The following is a 22,619-nucleotide window of genomic DNA, read 5'->3' as shown; positions in this document are numbered from 1 at the left end:
GGTGGGCCGCTCCCCCTGCCCCGGCTACCGGCGACTGTCCTGCCGGAGCCCACGCCAGGACGGCACCGCGGTGACCACCAGGGCGAAGACCAGGCCGCCGGCGACGAGCAGCACCACGATCCGCCTGTCGATCAGCGACGATCCGACCGCCCCGAACGCCAGTACCGCCACCCACAAGTAGATGAGCAGGACCACGCGACGGTGCGAATGGCCGATCTGCAGGAGGCGATGATGCAGGTGCATCTTGTCGGGGCTGAACGGGCTGACCCCGGCCCGCGTGCGCCGGATGACCGCGAGGAGCAGGTCGAGGATCGGGATGAACATCACCGCGCCGACCAGCAACAGCGGCGAGAGCAGACCGAGGAGATCCCGAGAACCGTAGGCGGTGAAGCTGATCCGCCCGGATGCGCTGGTCGACACCGCGGCCAGGGTGAGCCCGATGAGCATCGACCCGGAGTCGCCCATGAAGATCCGGGCCGGCTGGAAATTGTGGGGAAGGAAACCGAGACATGCGCCGGCCAACGCCGCCGCGATCATCGCGGGTGGGTAGACCCCGACGTCGCCGCCCTGGTCGTGCAGGATTCCCACCGAGAACGCACAGATCGCCAGCGAGGCGATGAGCCCGAGACCGGCCGCGAGCCCGTCGAGCCCGTCGACGAAGTTCATCGCATTGATCATCACGACGGCGACCGCGACGGTGACCAGGCCCGCCTGGAGCTGATCGAGAATCACGGTGCTGCTCTCGCCGAACGGCAACGGGATCAGGTACCAGCTCACCCCCATGACCACGAGGATGCCCGCGGCGGTCACCTGCCCGACGAACTTGGTGAGCGCGTCGAGCCCCCACCGGTCGTCGATCACACCGACCAGCACGATCACGAACCCCGCCACCAGGACCGCGGCGATGTCCCGCGAGAACTCGAATCCTCGCGTCAGCGCGGGCAGTTGACCGGCGAAGAGCAACGCGACGAGCATGCCGGCGTACATGCCGATCCCGCCGAGTCGGGGCGTCGGTTCGACGTGGACGTCGCGGTCGCGCGGGATGGCGACGGCACCGAAGCGGATCGCGAGCCTCCGGACGAGGCCGGTTCCGAGGAATGTGACGACGGCGGCCGTCAGCATCACGAGCAGCAACTCGCGCAGCGGCACGCCCGCGCCGTTGCCGGCCTGGGCGAGCGCCAGCACCGCCGTATCTGCAGAACTCACCTCGACGACGCTACCGGCCGACGAGCCGGGAACCGGGATTGACCAGGACGAGTCCGCTCACCGTCAGGCTCCTCCCAGCAGGCTTTCCGGTGTCACCCCGAGTACCTCGGCGACGTCCGCGGTCGGCACCGCACCCTCGCGCAGGATCCGGATCTCGTCGCCGGTGAGGTCGACGATCGTGGACGCCACCGCGTGAGTCGCCGGGCCGCCGTCGAGGTAGACGCTCGCCGCTCCGCCCAACTGGTCACGCGCCTCGTCGACCGTGGTGGCCGGCGGGCGCCCCGAGATGTTGGCGCTCGACACCGCCATCGGTCCGACGTCGCGCAGCAACTCGAGCGCCACCGGGTGCAGCGGCATCCGGAGCATCACCGTGCCACGGCTGTCGCCGAGGTCCCATGCGAGCGAAGGCGCCTGCTGGACAACGATGCTCAGCCCGCCGGGCCAGAACGCCTTGATCAGCTCACGCGCCTGCGGACGAACGGAGTAGACCAGACCGTCGATGGTGTTCCAGGAACCGACCAGCACGGGCACCGGCATGTCCCGACCGCGTCCCTTGGCCCGGAGCAGGCTCGCGACGGCATCGCCGTCGAAGGCGTCGGCGCCGAGACCGTACACGGTGTCCGTCGGGAGGACGACCAGCCGGCCGGCCTTGAGGGAGTTCTTCGCGGCGGTCAGTCCGGCTTCACGATTGTCGGGTTGCTTGCAGTCGTAGACAGTGCTCACGCACCCATCCTTTCACTCACGCCGCGGGCGCCCTCACCGTGCCGCCTCGACGTCGGTCGCGACACGGTGCGCGACGACGAAACGAGGCCGGCCCGCGAGGTCGGGGTGCTCGACGACTCGGTCGAAGACGCGGCGGGCGCGGAACAACTCGGCCACCTGGTCACCGTTGGTGTCGTCGTGCTCGATACCCACGGCTCCCCCGATGCGCAGCCAGCGTGCGATGTTGTTGATCATCGGCTTGATCACCGAGAGCCCGTCGGCGCCGCCGAAGAGTGCGGTGTGCGGGTCGTGATCGGCCACCTCGGGATCGAGCACCGCACCTTCGGGAATGTAGGGCGGGTTCGACACGACGAGGTCCACCCCGCCCTCGAGTTCGGTGAGCAGCGCCCGATCGGTGACGTCGCCCTGCACGAGGTTGATCGGTGTGTCACCGGCGTCGCGCCTGCGGTCCGCGTTGCGGCGCGCCCAGGCGAGGGCCTGCGGCTGCAGTTCGACGGCGTGCACGACAGCGTCGGGGCGAGCGTGAGCGATCGCGAGGGCGAGGGCACCGGTGCCGGTGCACAGGTCCAGGACGACGGGCGCCCGCAGTCCGCTTGCCTCGAGGTGCGCGAGGGCCCACGCGAGGAGCAGTTCGGTCTCCGGTCTCGGAACGAACACGCCGGGGCCGACTTCGAGCGAAACGTTACCCATCGCGGTCGATCCGGTGATGTGCTGCAACGGAATTCGTTGCACTCGCCGAGCGACGAGCTCCCGATATTCCTCGATGACGGACGGGTCAACCAGCGGCACCAGCCCCAGCCGGGTCCGTTCGACACCGAGCACGTGCGCAGCGAGAAGTTCGGCGTCCACCCGCGCCGACGGCACGCCGGCGCGCTCCAACTCGGCGGCTGCCTCGATGATGGCCAGACGGATGGGTTGTCGACTCACGGGCTACAGCCTGCCACGTCGGTCACGGCCACAGCACGGATAGGTGCCGGACAGCTTGCGACCGGCCTCGTCCGGCCGTGGTGGCGATAGAATACGACCGGTCTGGTCATCGTCAGGCCGAGGTCGGACGAAGGAACGTCCCATGTTCTCCGCCACAGCGGCGCGCATCCTCGCCGCCGCAGCCTTCACAGTCACAGCGTCGATCGGACCGGGACTCGCCTACGCCGCTCCGTTCGACGTCCAGCCGGCGCCCGCGATCTGTCCCGGCGGGATGGGCGTTGCCGACGCCACTCCCCTTCCCGGCGGACGGCTCGCGATCAGCGTCGACGAACCTCCACCGGCGGGCGGAGGTCGGGTCGTGTGGGTCAACAACTCCACGGGCGCCAACGGCATCGCGACGCTCACCAACACCGGCAGCCGCGCCGAGTTCGTCGCGGCCACCGGTCCCGGTGTCGTCACGACCGTGTTGGACGGGGTCTACACCAACGGCGCGGGCCAGCCGTGTGTGCTCGCGCAGGGCGGCGTCGCCACCACTGTCGTGACCTGAAGCGGCAGCTGACTACTCGGCGGCGAGTCGCGCTTCGCGGTCCGCCTTGCCGAGGGCGTCGAGCAGTGCCTCCATGTCGCCGTCGAGCACGGCGTCGAGGTTGTGCGCCTTGAACCCGATGCGGTGGTCGGTGATGCGGTTCTCGGGAAAGTTGTAGGTGCGGATGCGCTCGGAGCGGTCGACGGTGCGGACCTGGCTCTGACGACCGGCCGACGCCTCCGCGTCCGCGGCCTCCTCCGCCGCCGCCTGCAGACGGGCGGCCAGCACCTGCATCGCGCGCGCCTTGTTCTGCAGCTGCGAGCGCTCGTTCTGGCAGGTCACGACGATGCCGGTGGGCAGATGCGTGATCCGGACCGCGGAGTCGGTGGTGTTGACGCCCTGACCGCCCTTGCCGGACGACCGGTAGACGTCGATGCGCAGATCGGTCTCGTCGATCTGCACCTCCTCGACCTCCTCGGGCTCGGGGTAGATGAGGACACCGGCAGCCGACGTGTGCACGCGTCCCTGCGATTCGGTGACGGGCACACGCTGCACGCGGTGGACACCGCCCTCGAACTTCAGCCGGGACCAGACGCCGTCGCGGACATCGCCCTTCGACTTGATCGAGATCGTGGCGTCCTTGTATCCACCGAGGTCCGAGACGGTGGCGTCGAGGATCTCCACACGCCATCCGGCCCGCTCGGCGTAACGGACGTACATGCGCGCGAGATCGGACGCGAACAGGGCCGACTCCTCCCCGCCCTCGCCGGACTTGAGCTCGAGGACGACGTCGTCGCCGTCGTGCGGGTCTCGCGGGGCCAGCAGGTCGGTGAGGGTCTTGTCGAGCTCGGTGACGGTCTCCTCGAGCGCCGGGATCTCCGCGGCGAACGCAGCATCGTCCGCGGCGAGTTCGCGGGCGGCGTCGAGGTCGTCCTGCGCCGACTTGAGCTTCGCGTACGTAGCCATGACCGGGGCGAGCTCGGCGAAGCGCTTGCCCGCCTTGCGCGCGGCCGACGGATCGTTGTGCAGCGCCGGGTCGGCGAGCTGCTGCTCGAGGCCCGCGTGCTCGGCCAGGATGTCGTCGATCGCCGACGGCTGAGTCGTCCCTGCCATTCTTGGCTCCCTGTTTCGCGTTTTGCGCACTTGTCGTTGGTGTGGAGACCTCCGGACCGCGGCAAGTGCGCAAAACGCGGTTCGGGTCGGCACAAAAAAGCCGACGCCCGGCCTGCAGAAACGCAGGACGGGCGTCGGCGGGACAGCTACTGGTCGGCAGCGGCCTTCTTGCCGGCACGCTTTCCGTAGCGAGCCTCGAAGCGGGCAACGCGTCCGCCGGTGTCGAGGATCTTCTGCTTGCCGGTGTAGAACGGGTGGCACTGCGAGCAAACCTCGACGTTGATACGTCCGCTGGTCGCCGTGCTGTGGGTCTCGAACGTGTTGCCACAACCGCACACGACGGTGGTTGCAACGTATTCGGGGTGGATTCCTGCCTTCATGGTGTCCCTTTCGATGGCCGCCGGGTCGTCCTCGCCGTTCGAGGCCGTGAACCGGAACCGGACATGGTTGTCACGCGATCGCCCATTCTGCCAGAGGCGGACGCTTCCTCATAAACGCGCCCCCGCGCCGAATGATTCCCGCCGATACGACTCGTCCCCGTGACGCGTGGCGCACGGGGACGAGTCGATCAGGTCGCAGCTGCAGACGTCAGTCCGCGAGCGAGCCCGGGGCCGTCTTCGAGACCGTCATGAGGAACTCGACGTTGCTCTGGCTCTTCTTGAGCCGGTCGACGAGCAGGTCGATCGCCTGATGCGTGTCCAGACCGGACAGCACGCGCCGCAGCTTGTGCACGATGGCGAACTCGTCCGGGCTCATCAGGAGCTCGTCCTTACGAGTGCTCGACAGGTTGACGTCTACCGCCGGGAACACGCGCCGCTCGGCGATCTTGCGATCGAGCTTGAGCTCGGCGTTGCCGGTGCCCTTGAACTCCTCGAAGATCACGGTGTCGCCGGTGGACCCGGTCTCCACCAGGGCGGAGGCGATGATCGTCAGCGAGCCGCCGTTCTCGATGTTGCGCGCGGCACCCAGGAAGCGCTTGGGCGGGTACAGCGCGGTCGAGTCGACACCACCGGACAGGATGCGTCCGGACGCGGGCGACGAGTTGTTGTACGCACGGCCCAGTCGGGTGATCGAGTCGAGCAGCACCACGACGTCGCGGCCGGCCTCCACGAGACGCTTCGCACGCTCGATGGCCAACTCGGCAACCGACGTGTGATCGGCCGGCGGACGATCGAACGTCGAGGCGATGACCTCACCGTTCACCGACCGCTGCATGTCGGTGACCTCTTCCGGACGCTCGTCGACCAGGACGACCATCAGGTAGCACTCGGGGTTGTTCACCGAGATCGCGTTCGCGATGTCCTGCAGGACGGTGGTCTTACCGGCCTTCGGAGGCGACACGATCAGCGCACGCTGACCCTTGCCGATCGGCATGACCAGGTCGATCACGCGCGTCGTCAAGATGTTCGGCGTGGTCTCGAGGCGCAGGCGCTGGTTCGGGTACAACGGGGTGAGCTTGTTGAACTCGGGACGCTTGCGCGCGGCCTCGACCTCGCCACCGTTGACCGTGTCCAGCCGCACCAGCGGATTGAACTTCTGCCGCTGGTTGCTCTGCTCGCCCTCACGGGGAACCCGGACCGCACCGGTGATCGCGTCGCCGCGGCGCAGGCCGTTCTTGCGCACGAGGTTCATCGACACGTACACGTCGTTCGGGCCGGCCAGGTAGCCGGACGTGCGCACGAAGGCGTAGTTGTCCAGGACGTCGAGGATGCCGGCGACGGGCTGCAGGACGTCGTCCTCGCGGATCTCGGGCTCGCGGCCCTCCCGACCCTCGCCGCCCTCACCGCGGTCGCGCCCACGACGACGCTCGCGGAAACGACGGCCGCGACGTCCGCGACCGCCCTCTTCGTCGTCGGCGTCGCGGCGTTCGCCACGACCCTCGCCGCGCGGGCCGTTACCGCCCTGCGAACGCTCGCCGCGCTCGCCACCCTGCGAACGCTCGCCGCGCTCGCCGCGCTCACGCCGGCCACCGCGTTCTCCGCGGTCCTCGGCCGACTGCTCCTTCCCCTGCTCACGGCCCTGTTCGCGGCCCTGCTCGCGGGTCTCTTCCTTGCCCTCGGCCTGCTTGGCGGGCTTGGACTCGGCGGGCGCGGTCTCGGTGGGCGTTCCGGCGTCGTCGGCGCCCGATTCGGGAGCGCCGGCACGTCGGGAGGATCCCCGACGCTGGCGGCTGCGCCGGCCGCCCTGCTCGGAGTCACCGGACTCCGACGTCTCACCCGCGGCGGGAGATGCCGGTGCCTCGGCTTCGGTGCGGGTCTCGGCGCGCTCCTTGCGCGGCGCCGGGGCCTCCGCAGGGGCGGCCGCAGCGGCAGCCGACGGGGCTGCGCCGCCGCCGCCCTGACGCTCCTTGATCGCGGCGATCAGGTCGCCCTTGCGCATACCCGAGGTGCCCTTGATGCCGAGTTCGCCGGCGAGTGTACGCAGCTCGGCGAGCACCATTCCGGACAGGCCGGCACCGCGCCGGGCATCGGCACGCTTGGTGGACGCAGCGACCGCGCCTTCGCGCGACCCCGCGTCGGAAGTCTGTGCAGAATTGCCCGCCCGGGCACCCGCGGACTCTGCCGGGGATTCTTGAACAGGCGTGGCAATCAGGTCCGTATCGGTCACGGAGGTCCTTTCCTTCCCTCGCTCGCGCTGCGCGAAGTCGAGGGTTCGTCCCGCAATTCAGTTGACTGACTGAACTCGGATGTGCCGTATCCGCTGGATGGAATTGCGGCCTTGTCCTCCATCACATCACCGGAGAAGGCGGGTGCTGTCGATCGATCAGCGCAGAGGTAATCGCGTGAGGATCATGCCAGGAATACCCCGTAGAAATGGAGTGATTGCCCTGGTGAAGCACCGGCGTCTGAAGCGCACGATGTACGGACACGCCCAGGATAGCGGCGAATGCCTTACTCGGCAAGAACCGAGCAGTAACCATCCTGGGCGCGTTCCGTCAGTTCACCTGGACGCCGTCCGCGACCTCCAGTTCGAGCACGCGCAGGCCACTTTCCTCGGCCTCGCGACGGAGCGCATCGGGGAACGGCCGGACCGACAGCGCCAGCACCGTCGGTCCCGCACCAGACACCGTCGCCGCGATGCCCGCGTCGCGCAGTTTCGCGATCCACGTCGTCGTGAGCGGCAGCGCCGGGGCACGCTGCGCCTGGTGCAGCTTGTCCTCGGTCGCCGTCATCAGCAGATCCGGTCGCTGGGTGAGCGCGACCACCGCGAGTGCGCCGCGGCTGACGTTGAACGCAGCGTCCCGGTGCGGCACGGTCTCCGGCAGCAGGCCCCGGGTGAGCGCAGTCGACGATCGCTCCGACGGCACCAGCACCACGACGCGGACGTCCGGGTGCACCGGCAGCCGGACGGCGCTGTAGCTACGCTGCGCGGCGTCGTCGGCGCCCGCCTCGCTCCACGACACGACCGCGCCGCCGAGGACGCTTGCGGCCGCATTGTCGGGGTGCCCCTCGAACTCCGACGACAGCTGGACCAGCTGCGCGTCGGTCAGCGCCAGCTCCGGCGCCGACTTCAGTGCGAGACCGTTGGCCGCGGCCAGGCCACCGACGGCAGCGGACGCGGACGAGCCGAGTCCCCGCGAATGCGGAATGGCGTTACGGCACACCACATCCAGCCCGTCTGCCCACAGACCCGCGGCCTCGAGGCCCCGTTCGATCGCGCGGACCACGAGATGTGAGGGTCCCCACGGGACGTCGTCGGCGCCTTCTCCCTCGACCCGGATCGTCAGACCCGAATCCGTGGTGGTGACGGTGATCTCGTCGTACAGACCGAGAGCCAGACCCAGCGTGTCGAAACCCGGACCGAGGTTGGCGCTCGACGCGGGGACGCGAGCGGTGACGGTGAGTCCGGCGGGAAGGGTCTGTGTCATCGTCTGGTCCACTGCCGTGTCCGGAGCCGCGGTCACTATGCCAGCTCGAGCGCCGCGGCGACGGCGACCGGGTCGACCGGGATCGGCTGGACCGCCGGCATGCCCGCGAGGGCGGTGTCGGGATCCTTGAGGCCGTTGCCGGTCACGGTGCAGACGACCGTCTGACCGGCGTCCAGCCAACCTTCCTTGTGCGCGGCGAGGAGTCCGGCGACGCTCGCGGCCGACGCGGGCTCGACGAAGACGCCCTCGGTCGCGGCGATCAACCGGTACGCCTCGAGGATCGCCTCGTCGGTCGCGGCACGGAAGGCACCGTTCGACTCTTCCTTGGCGGCGACGGCACCGTTCCACGAGGCCGGTGCGCCGATGCGGATAGCGGTGGCGATGGTCTCCGGATCCTTGACCGGGGCCCCGTGCACGAGCGGCGCGGCACCGGCCGCCTGGACACCGAGCATGCGCGGGCGCACCGAGGTGATGCCGTCGGCGAAGTACTCGGAGTAGCCACGCCAGTAGGCGGTGATGTTGCCGGCGTTACCGACGGGCAGCGCGTGGATGTCGGGCGCCTTGCCCAGTGCGTCGCAGATCTCGAACGCGGCGGTCTTCTGACCCTCGATGCGCACCGGGTTGACGGAGTTGACCAGACCGATGGTCGGGAACTCGGCGGTGGTCTTGCGGGCCAGCTCGAGGCAGTCGTCGAAGTTGCCCTGCACCTGGATGATGCGTGCGCCGTGCATGACCGCCTGGGCGAGCTTGCCCATCGCGATCTTGCCCTGCGGCACCAGCACCGCGCAGCCCATCTTCGCCTTGGCGGCGTATGCGGCGGCCGAGGCGGAGGTGTTGCCGGTGGAGGCACACAGCACGGCCTGCTGGCCGCGGGCGAGCGCGTCGGTGACGGCCATCGTCATACCGCGGTCCTTGAACGACCCGGTGGGGTTGAGACCCTCGACCTTGAGGTAGACGTCGCAACCGGTCAGCTCCGACAGGTGCCCGGCGGGCAGCAGCGGCGTACCACCCTCGCGCAGCGTGACCGTCTTCCAGTTCGGTCCGATCGCGAGCCGGTCGCGGTAGGCCTCGATCAGTCCCGGCCACGGGGTGTGGACGGGGGTCGACTTGGTTTCGGCCTTGGAGTTGGCGCCGGTCATTCGGAGGTACCTTCCAGTCGGAGCACGCTGGTCACAGCGGTTACAGATTCGAGTTCGGCAAGGGCGGCAACCGTTTCCGACAGTGCCGCGTCGTTTGCGAGGTGGGTGACGACCACGAGGCGCGCACCGTCGCCGGCGCCCTCCTGCCGGACGGTGGAGATGCTGACGCCGCGATTGGCGAACTCGGCGGAGACCGCCGACAGCACGCCGGCACGATCGGCGACCTGCATGTTCACGTAGTAGCGGGTGGGGATGTCGCCCATCGGCGCGATCGGCAGCTGCGCGTACTTGGACTCGCGCGGGCCGCGGCCGCCGTGCACCTTGTTGCGCGCGGCCATCACCAGGTCGCCCATGACGGCGGACGCGGTGGGGGCGCCGCCGGCACCCTGGCCGTAGAACATCAGGCGGCCGGCGTTCGCCGATTCGACCACGACGGCGTTGTAGGCCCCGTTGACACCCGCGAGCGGGTGCTCGCGCGGGACGAGCGCCGGGTAGACGCGCGCGGAGACGCGCTCGCCGCCGTTCGCGTCGACGATCCGCTCGCAGATCGACAGCAGCTTGATCGTGCAGTCGAGCGACTTGGCGGCGTCGAGATCGTCCGAGGTGATCTTCGAGATGCCCTCGCGGTACACGTCACCCGCGGTGACGCGAGTGTGGAAGGCGATCGACGCGAGGATCGCGGCCTTCGACGCCGCGTCGAAGCCCTCGACGTCGGCCGTCGGATCGGCCTCGGCGTAGCCCAGGCGACCGGCCTCGGCGAGGGTGTCGGCGTAGTCGGCGCCGGTCTCGTCCATCGCGGAGAGGATGAAGTTGGTGGTGCCGTTGACGATGCCGAGGACACGGTCGACGCGGTCCCCCGCGAGCGATTGCGTGAGCGGACGGATCACCGGGATCGCACCGGCAACTGCAGCCTCGAAGTACAGGTCCACGCTCTGCCGCTCGGCGGCCTCGGCGAGCTCACCGGTGTACTCGGCGAGCAGAGCCTTGTTCGCGGTCACGACGGACTTGCCCGCGTTGAGCGCGGCGAGCACCAGCTTGCGCGGCAACTCGATACCGCCGATGACCTCGACGACCACGTCGACGTCGTCGCGGGTGACCAGCGACTCGGCGTCGGTGGTGAGCAGTTCCTCCGGCAGGCCGCGATCGCCGTCGATGCGCCGGACAGCGACTCCGCGCAACTCCAGACGTGCGCCGACTCGGGCTTCGAGGTCGGTCGAGTGCTCGCGGATGATCCGAGCCACCTCGCTGCCCACGGTCCCGAGGCCGAGAACAGCCACCCCGATGGCGCGCTGCGCCGATTCGCTGGTCACTCCGAAACCTCCAAGCTGAGCAGATCTTCCACAGTTTCCCTACGCAAGATTAGGCGTGAGGCGCCGTCCCGCACTGCCACCACCGCGGGGCGGGTGAGCAGGTTGTACCGGCTGGACATCGAATAGCAGTATGCGCCCGTGGCCGCGACGGCGAGCAAATCTCCCGGACCCAGATCGTCGGGCATCCAGGCGTCGCGGATCACGATGTCACCACTCTCACAGTGTTTGCCCACGACACGGGCCACGACGGGGGCGCCGTCGCTGTCCCGCGAGACGAGGCGCGCGTCGTACTCGGCCTGGTACAGCGACGTGCGGATGTTGTCGCTCATGCCGCCGTCGACACTGACGTACCGCCGCGTCGCACCGGCGTCGAGGGTGACGTCCTTGATGGTGCCGACCTCGTACAACGTGACGGTGCCGGGGCCGGCGATCGCGCGGCCCGGCTCGACCATGAGGGTCGGCACCGGCAGTCCCGCAGCCGCAGACTCGGTCGCGACGATGTGCGCGAGCTTGGCCGCGAGTTCGGCGACCGGCGGCGGATTGTCACTCGGCAGGTACGAGATGCCGAGACCGCCACCGAGGTCGACCATCGACAGCTGCGACGTCTTCTCGGCACCGAAGCGGTCGACGATCTCGCGCATCAGCCCGATGACGCGGTGCGCGGCCAGCTCGAACCCGTCGACCTCGAAGATCTGCGAGCCGATGTGGCTGTGCAGCCCGACCAGACGCAGGTTGCCGGTCTCGAAGACGCGGGCGACGGCCGCCATCGCCTTGCCACCGGACAGCGAGAACCCGAACTTCTGGTCCTCGTGTGCGGTCGCGATGAACTCGTGCGTGTGCGCCTCGACACCGACGGTGATGCGGATCAGGACGTCCTGCACGACGCCGCGGCGGGCCGCGACCTCGTCGAGGCGCTCGATCTCGACCATCGAGTCGAGCACGATGTGCCCGACCCCGGCCGCTACGGCGGCGTCGAGTTCGGCGACGGACTTGTTGTTGCCGTGCATCGTGATCCGCTCGGCGGGGAAGCCGGCGTGCAGCGCGACGGCCAGTTCACCGCCGGACGCGACGTCCATCGACAGGCCCTCGTCGCGCACCCAGCGGGCGATCTCGGCGGACAGGAACGCCTTCGACGCATAGTGCACGCGCTCGGCACCGCCGAAGGCGCGCGCCATCTCGCGGCAGCGGGAGCGGAAGTCGTCCTCGTCGACGACGAACAGTGGCGTGCCGTACTTCTCGGCCAGGTCCGTCACCGGGACCCCGGCGATGCGGACGACGCCGTCGGCGCCACGCTCGGCGCTGCGGGGCCACACCTGCTCGGGAAGCGCGGTCATCTCGGACGCCGTCGCGGGGCGGGGCGGCAGCCCGGGGGCGTGCTGGATCTCGGCGTGCCGGGGGCCGGCGGGATGCGCGTTCACATGCGCTCCGGTGCGCTGACGCCGAGCAGCTCGAGACCGTTCGCCAGGACCTGACGCGATGCGGCGCACAACGCCAGTCGCGCTGTGGTCAGGTCGGTGGCCTCCTCGTCGCCCTGCGGGAGGATGCGGCAGGCGTCGTAGAAGCGGTGGTAGGTACCGGCCAGCTCCTCGAGGTAGCGCGCGATGCGGTGCGGTTCCCGCAGTTCGGCGGCCTTCGCCACCACCCGCGGGTACTCGGCGATGGTGCGGATGAGGTCGCCCTCGCGGTCGTGGGTGAGCAGTCCGAGGTTCGGGTTCTCCGTGCCCAGGCCCAGATCGGCGGCGTTGCGGGCGATCGAGCACAGCCGCGCGTGTGCGTACTGCACGTAGTACACCGGGTTCTCGTTGGTGGTGCTGGCCCACAACTCGAGATCGATGTCGATGCTCTGGTCCACCGAAGAGCGGACGAGCGAGTAGCGGGCGGCGTCCACGCCGATCGCCTCGACCAGGTCGTCGAGCGTGATGACCGTGCCGGCACGCTTGCTCATCTTCACCGCGACGCCGCCGCGGACGAGATTGACCATCTGCCCGATCATGACCTCGACGGTGTCGGGGTCGTCGCCGAACGCGGCCGCCGCGGCCTTGAGCCGGCCGATGTAGCCGTGATGGTCGGCGCCGAGCATGTAGATGCACAGGTCGAAGCCGCGGGCACGCTTGTCCTGGAAGTAGGCGATGTCGCCTGCGATGTACGCGGCGTTGCCATCGGACTTGATGACGACACGGTCCTTGTCGTCACCGAAGTCGGTGCTCTTGAGCCACCAGGCGCCGTCCTCGTGGTACAGGTTGCCGGAGCCCTTGAGGGTCTCGACGGCCCGCTCCACCGCGCCGGACTCGAACAGCGAGTTCTCGTGGAAGTAGACGTCGAAGTCGACTCCGAACTCGTGCAGCGTGCGCTTGATGTGCTCGAACATCAGCTCGACGCCGATGGACCGGAAGGTCTCGTGCCGCTCGGCGTCGGGCAGGTCGAGCGCGCCGGGCACCTGCTTCTGCACGTCGGCCGCGATGTCGACGATGTAGGCGCCGGCATAGCCGTCCTCGGGCGCCGGTTCGCCCTGCGCGGCGGCGATGAGCGAGCGGGTGAAGCGGTCGATCTGGGCGCCGTGGTCGTTGAAGTAGTACTCGCGCGTCACGTCGCCGCCCTGCGTCGCCAGGATGCGCCCCAGCGCGTCGCCGACCGCGGCCCAACGGGTGCCACCGAGGTGAATGGGGCCGGTGGGGTTCGCGGAGACGAATTCGAGGTTGATCCGCTTGCCGGCGAGCGCGTCGCCCGCTCCGTACGCGGCGCCGGACTCGAGTGCCTTGGCGACGATCGCGCCCTGCGCGTCGGCGGCCAGGCGGATGTTCAGGAAGCCGGGGCCTGCGACCTCCGCGGAATCGATGCCGTCGGACGCCGCCAGTGCCGCGGCGAGCCAGGTGGCGAGATCGCGCGGGTTCGCACCGGCCTTCTTGGCCACCTGCATCGCCACATTCGAGGCGTAATCACCGTGCTCGGGATTACGAGGACGCTCGACCGTCAGTGTCGCGGGCAGTACGGAAACGTCGAGTCCGTGCTCGGCGAGCACCTTCGCGGCGGTCCCTCGGAGCAGTTCGGCAAGGTCGGCTGGAGTCACAGGAGTCCATCTTATTGCCTGGACCAGCGGGCGGTTTACCCAGTATCACCCTGTCTCCAAGGTTCCCCTCAGGGTCGGAACGTACAGTGGTGAGGCCTGATGGGGACCGGGGAGGCTCCCTGCCCCTCGAGGACGCCCTGTATCCCATCACCGAAAGAGCACTCATCGATGCCCAGCGGTTCGGAAAATCGCGGTCCCGGCAGTAACAAAACGGGGGCCAAGTCAGCCAAGGCGATCAAGGCAGCCAAGAAAAAGCAGGGCGGTGTGCCCGCAGCCAAGCGCGGTGGCGGCGCATCGCGTCAGGTTCCGTGGCTGACCATCGGCGCCGTCGTCGCCGTCGTCGCGCTGATCGGCGTTCTCGCCGTCAACATCTTCCCGAAGTACCAGGATCAGCAGGCCGTGGCGAAGTTCACGCCGTCGGAGTCCAACCAGGATCCGTCGTCGTCGATCGACGGCGTCGTCAAGGTCGACTACCCGGCCGGCGTGCACGTCGAATCGACCCAGCGGGTCGCCTACGACCAGACCCCGCCGTTCGGTGGACCGCACGATTCGGTGTGGGCGACGTGCACCGGCACCGTCTACGCCGATCCGATCCGCACCGAGAACGCCGTGCACTCGCTCGAGCACGGCGCCGTCTGGATCACATACAACCCCGACACGATCGACGACGCGCAGCGCAAGCAGCTCGAGGAGCGCGCTAGCTCGCGTGACGGATACATGCTGATGTCGCCGTACCCGGGCCTGGACTCCCCCATCTCACTGCAGTCGTGGGGTCACCAGCTCAAGGTCGACAGTGCCGACGACGAGCGCATCGACCAGTTCATCAAGGCGCTGCGTCTGAACCGCTACGCCTACCCCGAGGTCGGCGCGAGCTGCTCGACGATTCCCGGCTCGTTCGACCCGGCCAACCCGCCGCCGTTCGACGCGAGCGCTCCGGGACCGGACGCGGTGCCGATGGACGGTGGCGGCATCACGCCCGACGCCAGTGAGACCGGCGGCGCCGCCGGACTGCCTTCCGGCCTCCCCATGCCCACCGGGGCGGAGCAGGCGCCCGCTCCCGCGGCCGGCGGGAACGGCTGATCGACGCGATGACCGACATCGACAGCCCGGACCGGACCGCCACCGCGCCGAGCAACCGGAGTCAGCGAACCGCGCTCGCCGTGGTGGGTTTGATCGGCGTCCTCGCGATCGGCTTCGCGCTGGGGTTCTTCGTGCGACTGCCCCTCGACGAGAAGGGCGCGCCCATCCCGTCGGAGACGTCCGTGGACGTCGGGTTCTCCCAGGACATGACGGTGCACCACAACCAGGCGATCGACATGTCGTCGATCGCGCTGACGAAGTCGACCGACCCCAAGGTCAAGAGCCTCGCGTTCGACATCCTGACCAGCCAGCAGAACCAGGTCGGTCAGATGCAGGGGTGGCTGGCGCTGTGGGATCGGGCTCCGCTGCCCACCGACGGCTACATGACGTGGATGACCGAAAACGGCGGGCACGGAGGACATTCGGGCCACGGGACCGCCGCGACCGGCGCTGCCGAGGAGCACGACAGCAGCAAGATGCCCGGCATGGCGAGCCCGGAGGAGATGGCCGCGCTCGGTCAGGCCGCGGGTCCCGAACTCGACGTGATGTTCCTGCAGTTGATGCTGCGGCACCACCAGGGTGGGCTGCCCATGATGGAGTACGCGGAGCAGTACGCGGACGTTCCGGCCGTCCGGAATCTGGCGAAGAAGATGGTCTCGACGCAGCAGGGTGAGGCGACGCTCATCACCGGCATGCTGGCGGACCGGAACGCCTCTCCGCTTCCGATGAACTGACGAACCGTCTCGTCGAAACGCCACCGGGCGGCGCTCCCCCAGCGGGTGCGCCGCCCGGTCTGCTTTCACCGCCGACCGTCACCGGAAGAACGAGAAAAACACCGATCTACCAGCCGATGTGGACGATCGGCGACAATGCGCTACGCTAACTTCGCCCACTGGCACACCGGGTTTCCGGTGCGCCCCCGTAGCTCAGGGGATAGAGCGTTCGCCTCCGGAGCGAAAGGCCGCAGGTTCGAATCCTGCCGGGGGCACACGGAAGGCCCCACTCTTTCGAGAGTGGGGCCTTCGGCCGTTTCCAGGGGCGTCGGCTCGGCCGGTCCGGTGTCAGTGGACTCCCGAGCGGAGTCCGAGTCCCCACGCGCCCACGCCGCACACGACGACCACCGAGACCGCGGCCAGGACGACCGGTGTCGAGGTCGACAGCTGCGCTCCGGAACCCGGCAGGTAGTCCGCGTACCGTTCGGAGATCGTGCCGGCCGCTGCCACGACACCCGGGATCGCGATGCAGAACGGCAGCGAGAGACCGACCGTCGACGCGGGCGCCGACGTCGGCAGGCAGGACCCGACCACGTACCCCACCCCGGCAGGTAGCGCGATCGCGTAGACGAAGGCCGAGACGTCCGAGTGGTCGGGACCGAGCAGGCAAATCGCGGCCGCCACCGCCAGGAGGCCGAAACCGACCGCCGGTACAGGCCACCGCAGTCCCACTGCGGCGCCGGCGACGATCAGCGCGGCGGGGACGACGATCGCCCACCAGTTGCCGCTCGTCCACGGTGTCCCCACCGCCGCTGCAGCGAGGATCGCCGCCCCGGCGAACACCAACTGCCCGTCGCGCCCGGGCAGCTGCCACGCGAGCCACGCCACGAGCACCGTCACCAGTCCGACGTAGGGGTACCACCACTGCGGCAGTGCCGCCGACTCCGTCAGGATCCGCACAGCGGCGAAGGCAGCGGCGGGCAGCGCGGCGGCGATCGCCGCCCACCGGGTGTCGACCCGCGCGCCCCACGACGTTCTGCGGTCGAGCACGACCGTCAGGACGACGAGCGCCGCCGCGACGACGACGGGCCACAAGCCCACCACGCTCGAGCGCTCGACCGGTTGGGAGGTGAGCGGGGTGTAGGCGGTCCAGCCGAAGTCCGCCGTACCGCCCCCACTGACCTCGGCCACCGCCCCCGACAGCAGGAAGGCGCCGACGGCACCCACCGCGAGCGCGGCCTGCGCGCTCAGCTCGCGCGCGGCCAGGGGCGAGACCGCACCGAGAACCACCCCTGCGGCAACGGCATTCGAGTACAGGAGCACCGCAGGCTCGTCGGGGTAGTGGAACACGTCCGGCAACGCGAGGAGCAGCAGCCCGGCCACGACAGCCGCCGTCACCAAGGTCACCGATCGTCGCCGGACGAGCGGCGCGGTGACCAGCACCGCCACGACGGCGGCGGCCGCGACGCCGGCACCGTTGGTGACGAGCGCTGCGGGCAGCGCACTCTCGGCCCAGAGGTAGTACTCGGGCACCGGGGACGACAGCACGCGACCGGCGAGCGCGCCGCACACCAGCGCGGCGAGCAAGGGCACGATCCGGGCGAGACGACTCATTCCTGTTCCTGCACCTTTCGCGAAGCTATCCGGCGTGTAGTTCGGCGACCACGTCGGCCATGCGGCGATCGTGGTCCGGGTTCTCGGGCAGCGCCAGCGTGACACTCTGCGCGACGCCGTGCAGGCGCTCGCGGACCGCGTCGGCGAGCGTGTCGTAGCGGGCTGTCGGCACGACGGTCGCGAGGACGTCGTCGGTCACGATGCCTCGCAGCCGATCCCAGTCGTCGCGGCGGACGAGGTCGGCCAGTTCGGCCTGCAGGTCGGGAAACCCGTGCCGCTCGAGCGCACCGCGGTAGGCGGGCGTCGAGTACAGGAACGCGAACAGTCGGCGGCGCCGCTCGCGTTCCGCGGCGACGTCGGCGTCGGTGGCACCGGTGATCACCTGCAGGCCCGCGACGATGTCGAAGCCGTCCAGCGTCCGGCCCGCCGTCGCCGCACCCTCGGTCAGTGCGGGCACACACTCGTCGGCGAGGTACCGCGGATCGGAGTTGGTCGGGTGCGTGACCAGACCGTCGGCGCACTCCCCCGCAACCCGCAGCATGCGCTGTCCCACACCGCCGAGATAGACCGGCGGTGTGGGCGTCTGCGTGTCGGGGCCCGGGTTGAAGTAGGGCTGCATCCGGAGGAACCGGTACCGCTCACCCTCGTATGCGACGAGTTCGCCCGTGCGAAACGTCTCGAACGCGGCGCGCACGACGCCGACGTACTCGCGCATCGCTGCGGCGGGAGCGGTCCACGGCATCGCATACCGCTCCTCGATATTCTGCCGGATCTGGCTACCGAGGCCGAGATGGAATCGCCCTCCCGACATCTTCGACAGGTCCCATGCGGTGTAGGCGGTGAGCAGCGGACTACGAACGAACGCGAGCGCCACCGACGTCCGCACGACGAGTCGTTCGGTGGCCTGCAGCGCCAACAGCGCGAGCAGAAAGGGGTCGTGCACCGTCTCCGACACGTGCAATCCGTCGTAGCCGGCCGCCTCGGCGCGGCGCGCGAAGTCGGCCACCCGCATCGGATCGAGAGCGGGATCGGTTCCGGTGTATACCTTCATTCGTCCGTTCTACCCGGCGAATTGCCGGAATTCGCGACGGCGCGGTGAGGGCGCTCGGTGACAGGTGTGATTGCCGTTACCATCGCTTCTCGTGGTCGACAGCATGGTGGGGGCGGAACATGCATCCGCGAAGAGAGCAGTGCGTGAACCCGGACCTGCCCGTCAGGGATGGTGGGACGTCCGGCGTGCGCGCCTGATCGCGATCGTCGCCGGCGTCCTCGGCGTCCTGTCCGCGGTGGCGGTTCCGTTGCTGCCGGTGAACCAGGAGCAGTCGACGCTCTCGTGGCCGCAGGGCGGGTCGACGGGCAGCGTCGAGGCGCCTCTGGTGTCCTACGCGCCGTTCACCTTCGACGCCCGGATCCCCTGTGCGACCGCCGCGGGCCTCAGCTCCGGCGGCGCGCTCGTGGCGACCATGCCCTCGGGCGCACCGGGTGCCGAACGCTACGGTCTCGTCGCGAAGACGACGGCGGCCACCGAGTCCGCGCCCGCCCGTCTCGAGGTGATCCTGCGCGACCGCTCGCTGATCTCGACGCCGCTCACGGAACTGCGGGGCAGCGAGTGCACGATCACCGTGTCGTCGACGTCCGAGCGGACGACGGCCGCGATCACCGGATCGGGGGCGGCAGACACGACGAAGAACGTCGACGGTGACGTCCGCCCCCAGATGGTCGGCGTCTTCAGCGATCTCGACGGCAGCGCGCCGGCGGGACTGCAGGTGAGCGCCGAGCTCGACACCCGCTTCTCGACCACGCCGACGGCGACCAAGATGGTCGCGATGATCGTGGCGGTGCTCGCCACGCTGCTGGCGCTGGTGGCGCTGCATCGACTGGACCTCACCGACGGCCGCCGGGCCCGCCGGTTCCTCCCGGCACGGTGGTGGCGCGTCGGCTCGTTGGACGTGGTCGTCATCGGAACCCTCGTGCTGTGGCACTTCATCGGCGCCACCACCGCCGACGACGGCTATCAGTACACGATGGCGCGGTCGGCGCAGTCGTCCGGCTACATGTCGAACTACTTCCGCTACTTCGGTGTTCCGGAGACCCCGTTCGGAACCCCCTACTACTACATCTTCGGTCTGCTCGACGACATCTGGAGTGCCAGCCCGTGGGTGCGTCTGCCCGCGTTGCTCGCCGGCATCGTCACGTGGCTGGTGCTCAGCCGGGAGGTCGTACCCCGGTTGGGCGTGGCCGCTCGCACGGGCCGGATCGCCCTGTGGACGGGAGCGTTGGGCTTCCTCGCGGTGTGGCTGCCGTACAACAACGGCTTGCGTCCGGAACCGATCGTCGCGGCCGGTGTACTGCTGACGTGGTGCTCGGTGGAGCGGGCGATCGCGACACGGCGGCTGCTGCCGGCGGCGGTGGCGATCCTCGTCGCAGCGGCCACCCTCTCCGTCGGGCCGTCCGGGATCATCTGTTTCGCGGCACTGCTCGCCGGTCTGCGGCCCCTGCTGCGGATCGCGATCGCGCGGGCCCGAGACGTCGGATACGCGGCGCTGCTGCTGCCGATCCTGGCCTCCGGCACCGTCATTCTCGTTGCGATCTTCGCCGACCAGACGCTCGCAGTGGTCCCGGCGATGCAGGACGCCCATGTCGCCGGCGGACCCAGCGAGAAGTGGTTCAGCGAGAATCTGCGGTATCAGTGGCTGCTCAACGACACGGCCGACGGATCGCTCTCGCGCCGATTCGGCATCTTCGTGATGTTCCTGGGGTTGGCGGTGACCGTGCTCGCGATGCTGCGCAAGGGCGGACGCATTCCCGGCACCTCCGCCGGCCCGTCCCGCCGCATCATCGGGGTCGTGCTCGGCGCCGTGGCGCTGATGATGTTCACCCCCACCAAGTGGACGCACCATCTCGGCGTGTTCGCCGGCCTGGCAGGCGCGCTCGCGGTGCTCACGGCGGTCGCCGTCGGGACGGCCGTACTGCGCTCACCCCGCAACCGGGCCCTGTTCGCGGCGGCCGTGCTGTTCCTCCTGGCGTTCACGTTCATCGGGACCAACAACTACTGGTACGTGTCGGCGTGGGGTGTGCCGTGGTGGGACAAGCCGCCGTCGCTCGCGGGCACCGGGGCGGCGACGGTGCTCTTCGGCGGCGCGATCCTCATGGTCGGCGTCGCAACGTGGTGCCATGTGCGCGAATCCCGGGTTCCCGCAGCGGGTTCCCGTGCGCGCCGGGTGTGGGCGCTGCCACCGTTGACGATCGCCGCGGCCGTCATGGTGGCCTTCGAGGTGCTCTCGCTCGCAAAGGGCGCGGTGAGCCAGTATCCGGCGTACTCGGTCGGCCGGGCGAACTTCGACGCGCTGCGCGGCCAGAACTGCGGGCTCGCGAACGACGTACTGCTCGAGACCGATCCGAATGCATCCGTGCTGCAACCGCTCTCGGGCAACGTGGCAACCGCGCTCGCCGGCACCGAGTCCACCGGTTTCCGACCGAACGGTGTCGCGTCGGATCTGAGCGCTGACGGCGAGACGGCGGCGGCCGCCGGTACCGCCAACCTCGTCGACCCGGACGCCGCCCCCACCTCCACCGACACCACCGCGGGGACCGCCGGCGGCGAGGGCGCCGTCGGTGTCAACGGCAGTACCGTCGCGCTCCCCTTCGGACTCGACCCGGCGTCGACGCCCGTCCTCGGCAGCTACCGCAGCGGCGAACAGACCACGGCGTCACTGGTCAGCGCGTGGTACGGCCTGCCTGCCGTCGGCGCCGACGGGACCCGCGGCGACATCGTCTCGGTCGCCGTCGCCGGCCGGATCCGGTCGACGGACCGGGACGGCATCGTCACGTACGGCCAGGACCTCGAACTCGAGTACGGCGTCCGCCGTCCCGACGGCTCGGTGGACGTCCTGGGCCGGGCGTTGCCGTACGACATCGGTCCCGCGCCGTCGTGGCGGAACGTACGGGTTCCCCTGGACCAGTTGCCCGCCGAGGCCGACGCGGTTCGCCTCGTCGCGTCCGACGAGGACCGGGACCCGGACCAGTGGCTCGCCGTGACGCCGCCGCGGGTGCCGCAGACACGCACCCTCCAGGATGTGATCGGCTCGGAGACCCCCGTGCTCGCCGACTGGGCGGTGGGACTCCAGTTCCCGTGTCAGCAGCCGTTCTCGCACGCGAACGGCGTCGCGGAGGTGCCGGGCTACCGGATCCTCCCCGATCGCCCCGGGGCGGTGTCGACCAACCGGTGGCAGGACCACTACGGTGGCGGTCCGCTCGGCTGGACCGACCAGCTACTGTCCGCCGAGACCATCCCGTCGTACCTGAATCACGACTGGCGCCGGGACTGGGGCCAGGTGGAACAGTTCACGCCACGCGACGAGTCCGCCGTCCCGGCCGCGCTGACGACCGAGACCGCGCGACGCTCGGGGCTGTGGAATCCGGGGCCGATGACCCTGCGCTTCTGACGGCGGTCGAATTCGCGGCGCCCCCTTGACACAGCGGAGCGGGCGAGAATACTTAAGTGCGTGCTTAAGTATTCCGCACCGCTCGACGGCGTCTTCCACGCGCTGTCGGATCCGAGTCGGCGCGGGATGGTCGAGCGGCTCGGCCGCGGACCCGCCTCGGTCAGCGAGCTCGCGGCCCCGCTCGACATGTCACTGCCCGCCGTCGTCCAGCATCTCCAGGTCCTGGAGGCGAGTGGACTGGTGCGGTCCGAGAAGGTCGGCCGCACCCGAACCTGCCATCTGGTGCCGGATGCACTGGACGGGGCCGGGCAGTGGATAGCTCAGCGGCGCACGCGTACCGAGCGCCGCCTCGACCGACTCGGCGAGTTCCTCGCCGAGGCCGATGAAGCATCCGCACCCGAGGAGTCGTCATGAGCACCCGATCGGTCACCCACTCCACATTCGTCGTCGAACGCGTCTACGACGCCGACCCCGCCCGCGTGTTCCACGCGTTCGCGGACCCCGAGGCCAAGTCCCGCTGGTTCACTCACCCGGACGACTGGGTGTCGGACGCGGGCACCATGGACTTCCGCGTCGGCGGCCGCGAGACGGTCAGCGGCGGCCCGAAAGGTGGTCCCGTCCATTCGTTCTCGTCGATCTACCAGGACATCGTCCTTAACGAGCGGATCGTCTACACGTACGACATGCACATGGACGACATTCGCACGTCCGTGTCGCTGGCGACGATCGAGCTCTTTCCGTCGGGCACCGGTACCCGCCTGGTGATGACCGAGCAGGGCGCCTTCCTCGACGGCTACGACGACGCCGGTTCCCGCGAGGAGGGCACGAAGCTGCTGCTGGACGCCCTGGGCGCGGCACTCGCATCGGAGCCTGCCGGCGCCTGACGTG

General features: G+C 69.6%; 19 protein-coding genes and 1 tRNA gene. 7 read left to right on the top strand and 13 right to left on the bottom strand.

Annotated features, from left to right (window positions below):
* Positions 1 to 24: 24 nt before the first annotated feature.
* The 3 genes from C7H75_RS09745 to prmC all read right to left on the bottom strand — a co-directional run bounded on the left by C7H75_RS09745 (position 25) and on the right by prmC (position 2,856).
* Positions 25 to 1,206: a glycosyltransferase family 4 protein gene (locus tag C7H75_RS09745; RefSeq protein ID WP_013415633.1), complete on the bottom strand. Its 1,182-nt coding sequence runs from the start codon at positions 1,204 to 1,206 to the stop codon at positions 25 to 27.
* A 63-nt stretch (positions 1,207 to 1,269) separates the two neighbouring features.
* Positions 1,270 to 1,929 carry an L-threonylcarbamoyladenylate synthase gene (locus C7H75_RS09740; RefSeq protein WP_005514011.1) on the bottom strand — a complete coding sequence of 220 codons (660 nt, stop codon included), beginning with the start codon at positions 1,927 to 1,929 and terminating at the stop codon, positions 1,270 to 1,272.
* A 33-nt stretch (positions 1,930 to 1,962) separates the two neighbouring features.
* Entirely contained in the window at positions 1,963 to 2,856 is an 894-nt protein-coding gene (gene prmC, locus C7H75_RS09735; protein WP_005514012.1) for a peptide chain release factor N(5)-glutamine methyltransferase, read from the bottom strand.
* Between the two features lie 142 nt (positions 2,857 to 2,998).
* On the opposite strand from prmC, the gene C7H75_RS09730 reads away from it, so the two are divergent.
* On the top strand, positions 2,999 to 3,403 hold the full coding sequence (locus C7H75_RS09730) for an amidohydrolase (protein WP_106851295.1): 405 nt from the start codon (positions 2,999 to 3,001) through the stop codon (positions 3,401 to 3,403).
* A gap of 12 nt (positions 3,404 to 3,415) precedes the next feature.
* On the opposite strand, the gene prfA is transcribed toward C7H75_RS09730, so the two are convergent.
* From prfA to argS, 8 genes are all read right to left on the bottom strand, one after another.
* Positions 3,416 to 4,495, bottom strand: coding sequence for a peptide chain release factor 1 (gene prfA / locus C7H75_RS09725; RefSeq protein ID WP_005514014.1), 1,080 nt, complete (start codon positions 4,493 to 4,495; stop codon positions 3,416 to 3,418).
* Between the two features lie 146 nt (positions 4,496 to 4,641).
* Positions 4,642 to 4,875: a 50S ribosomal protein L31 gene (gene rpmE / locus C7H75_RS09720; protein WP_005514015.1), complete on the bottom strand. Its 234-nt coding sequence runs from the start codon at positions 4,873 to 4,875 to the stop codon at positions 4,642 to 4,644.
* 208 nt (positions 4,876 to 5,083) lie between these two features.
* Positions 5,084 to 7,102: a transcription termination factor Rho gene (gene rho, locus C7H75_RS09715; RefSeq protein WP_106851294.1), complete on the bottom strand. Its 2,019-nt coding sequence runs from the start codon at positions 7,100 to 7,102 to the stop codon at positions 5,084 to 5,086.
* Positions 7,103 to 7,430: 328 nt separating this feature from the next.
* On the bottom strand, positions 7,431 to 8,363 hold the full coding sequence (thrB, locus tag C7H75_RS09710; protein ID WP_013415630.1) for a homoserine kinase: 933 nt from the start codon (positions 8,361 to 8,363) through the stop codon (positions 7,431 to 7,433).
* Positions 8,364 to 8,398: 35 nt separating this feature from the next.
* Positions 8,399 to 9,502, bottom strand: a complete 1,104-nt coding sequence (gene thrC / locus C7H75_RS09705) for a threonine synthase (RefSeq protein WP_005514018.1) — start codon at positions 9,500 to 9,502, stop codon at positions 8,399 to 8,401.
* Positions 9,499 to 10,812, bottom strand: a complete 1,314-nt coding sequence (locus C7H75_RS09700) for a homoserine dehydrogenase (protein WP_081205535.1) — start codon at positions 10,810 to 10,812, stop codon at positions 9,499 to 9,501. The genes thrC and C7H75_RS09700 overlap by 4 nt, the downstream gene beginning before the upstream one ends.
* Positions 10,809 to 12,230, bottom strand: coding sequence for a diaminopimelate decarboxylase (gene lysA / locus C7H75_RS09695; RefSeq protein ID WP_022595174.1), 1,422 nt, complete (start codon positions 12,228 to 12,230; stop codon positions 10,809 to 10,811). Before lysA ends, C7H75_RS09700 begins: the two co-directional genes overlap by 4 nt.
* Entirely contained in the window at positions 12,227 to 13,879 is a 1,653-nt protein-coding gene (argS, locus tag C7H75_RS09690) for an arginine--tRNA ligase (protein WP_106851293.1), read from the bottom strand. Before argS ends, lysA begins: the two co-directional genes overlap by 4 nt.
* 168 nt (positions 13,880 to 14,047) lie before the next feature.
* On the opposite strand from argS, the gene C7H75_RS09685 reads away from it, so the two are divergent.
* The 3 genes from C7H75_RS09685 (at position 14,048) to C7H75_RS09675 (ending at position 15,947) form a co-directional block, all read left to right on the top strand.
* Complete coding sequence (locus C7H75_RS09685) at positions 14,048 to 14,959, top strand: thioredoxin-like domain-containing protein (protein WP_081205534.1); 912 nt, start codon at positions 14,048 to 14,050, stop codon at positions 14,957 to 14,959.
* Between the two features lie 8 nt (positions 14,960 to 14,967).
* On the top strand, positions 14,968 to 15,693 hold the full coding sequence (locus C7H75_RS09680) for a DUF305 domain-containing protein (RefSeq protein ID WP_106851292.1): 726 nt from the start codon (positions 14,968 to 14,970) through the stop codon (positions 15,691 to 15,693).
* 181 nt (positions 15,694 to 15,874) lie between these two features.
* Positions 15,875 to 15,947: transfer RNA gene (locus tag C7H75_RS09675), tRNA-Arg, on the top strand.
* 73 nt (positions 15,948 to 16,020) lie between these two features.
* On the opposite strand, the gene C7H75_RS09670 is transcribed toward C7H75_RS09675, so the two are convergent.
* Positions 16,021 to 17,286, bottom strand: a complete 1,266-nt coding sequence (locus C7H75_RS09670) for a hypothetical protein (protein ID WP_106851291.1) — start codon at positions 17,284 to 17,286, stop codon at positions 16,021 to 16,023.
* A 25-nt stretch (positions 17,287 to 17,311) separates the two neighbouring features.
* Positions 17,312 to 18,337 (bottom strand): TIGR03617 family F420-dependent LLM class oxidoreductase, encoded by a 1,026-nt coding sequence (locus C7H75_RS09665; protein ID WP_064077035.1) that lies wholly within the window; start codon positions 18,335 to 18,337, stop codon positions 17,312 to 17,314.
* Positions 18,338 to 18,440: 103 nt separating this feature from the next.
* Here C7H75_RS09665 and C7H75_RS09660 point away from each other — a divergent pair, with 103 nt between their 5' ends.
* Genes C7H75_RS09660 through C7H75_RS09650 form a run of 3 tightly spaced genes read left to right on the top strand, consistent with a single transcriptional unit; the run spans position 18,441 to position 22,615 of the window.
* Complete coding sequence (locus C7H75_RS09660) at positions 18,441 to 21,731, top strand: arabinosyltransferase domain-containing protein (RefSeq protein WP_394342307.1); 3,291 nt, start codon at positions 18,441 to 18,443, stop codon at positions 21,729 to 21,731.
* Between the two features lie 60 nt (positions 21,732 to 21,791).
* A complete protein-coding gene (locus C7H75_RS09655; protein ID WP_081205531.1) occupies positions 21,792 to 22,145 on the top strand; it encodes an ArsR/SmtB family transcription factor in 354 nt (117 codons plus the stop codon).
* On the top strand, positions 22,142 to 22,615 hold the full coding sequence (locus tag C7H75_RS09650; RefSeq protein ID WP_064077034.1) for an SRPBCC family protein: 474 nt from the start codon (positions 22,142 to 22,144) through the stop codon (positions 22,613 to 22,615). The genes C7H75_RS09655 and C7H75_RS09650 overlap by 4 nt, the downstream gene beginning before the upstream one ends.
* Positions 22,616 to 22,619: the final 4 nt, after the last annotated feature.

This window comes from Rhodococcus (subgen. Prescottella) equi, from assembly GCF_003013675.1.
Classification (GTDB): Bacteria; Actinomycetota; Actinomycetes; order Mycobacteriales; family Mycobacteriaceae; genus Prescottella; species Prescottella equi.
Note: the sequence above shows the minus strand (reverse complement) of the source record. Positions and strands in the feature narration are given on the sequence as shown.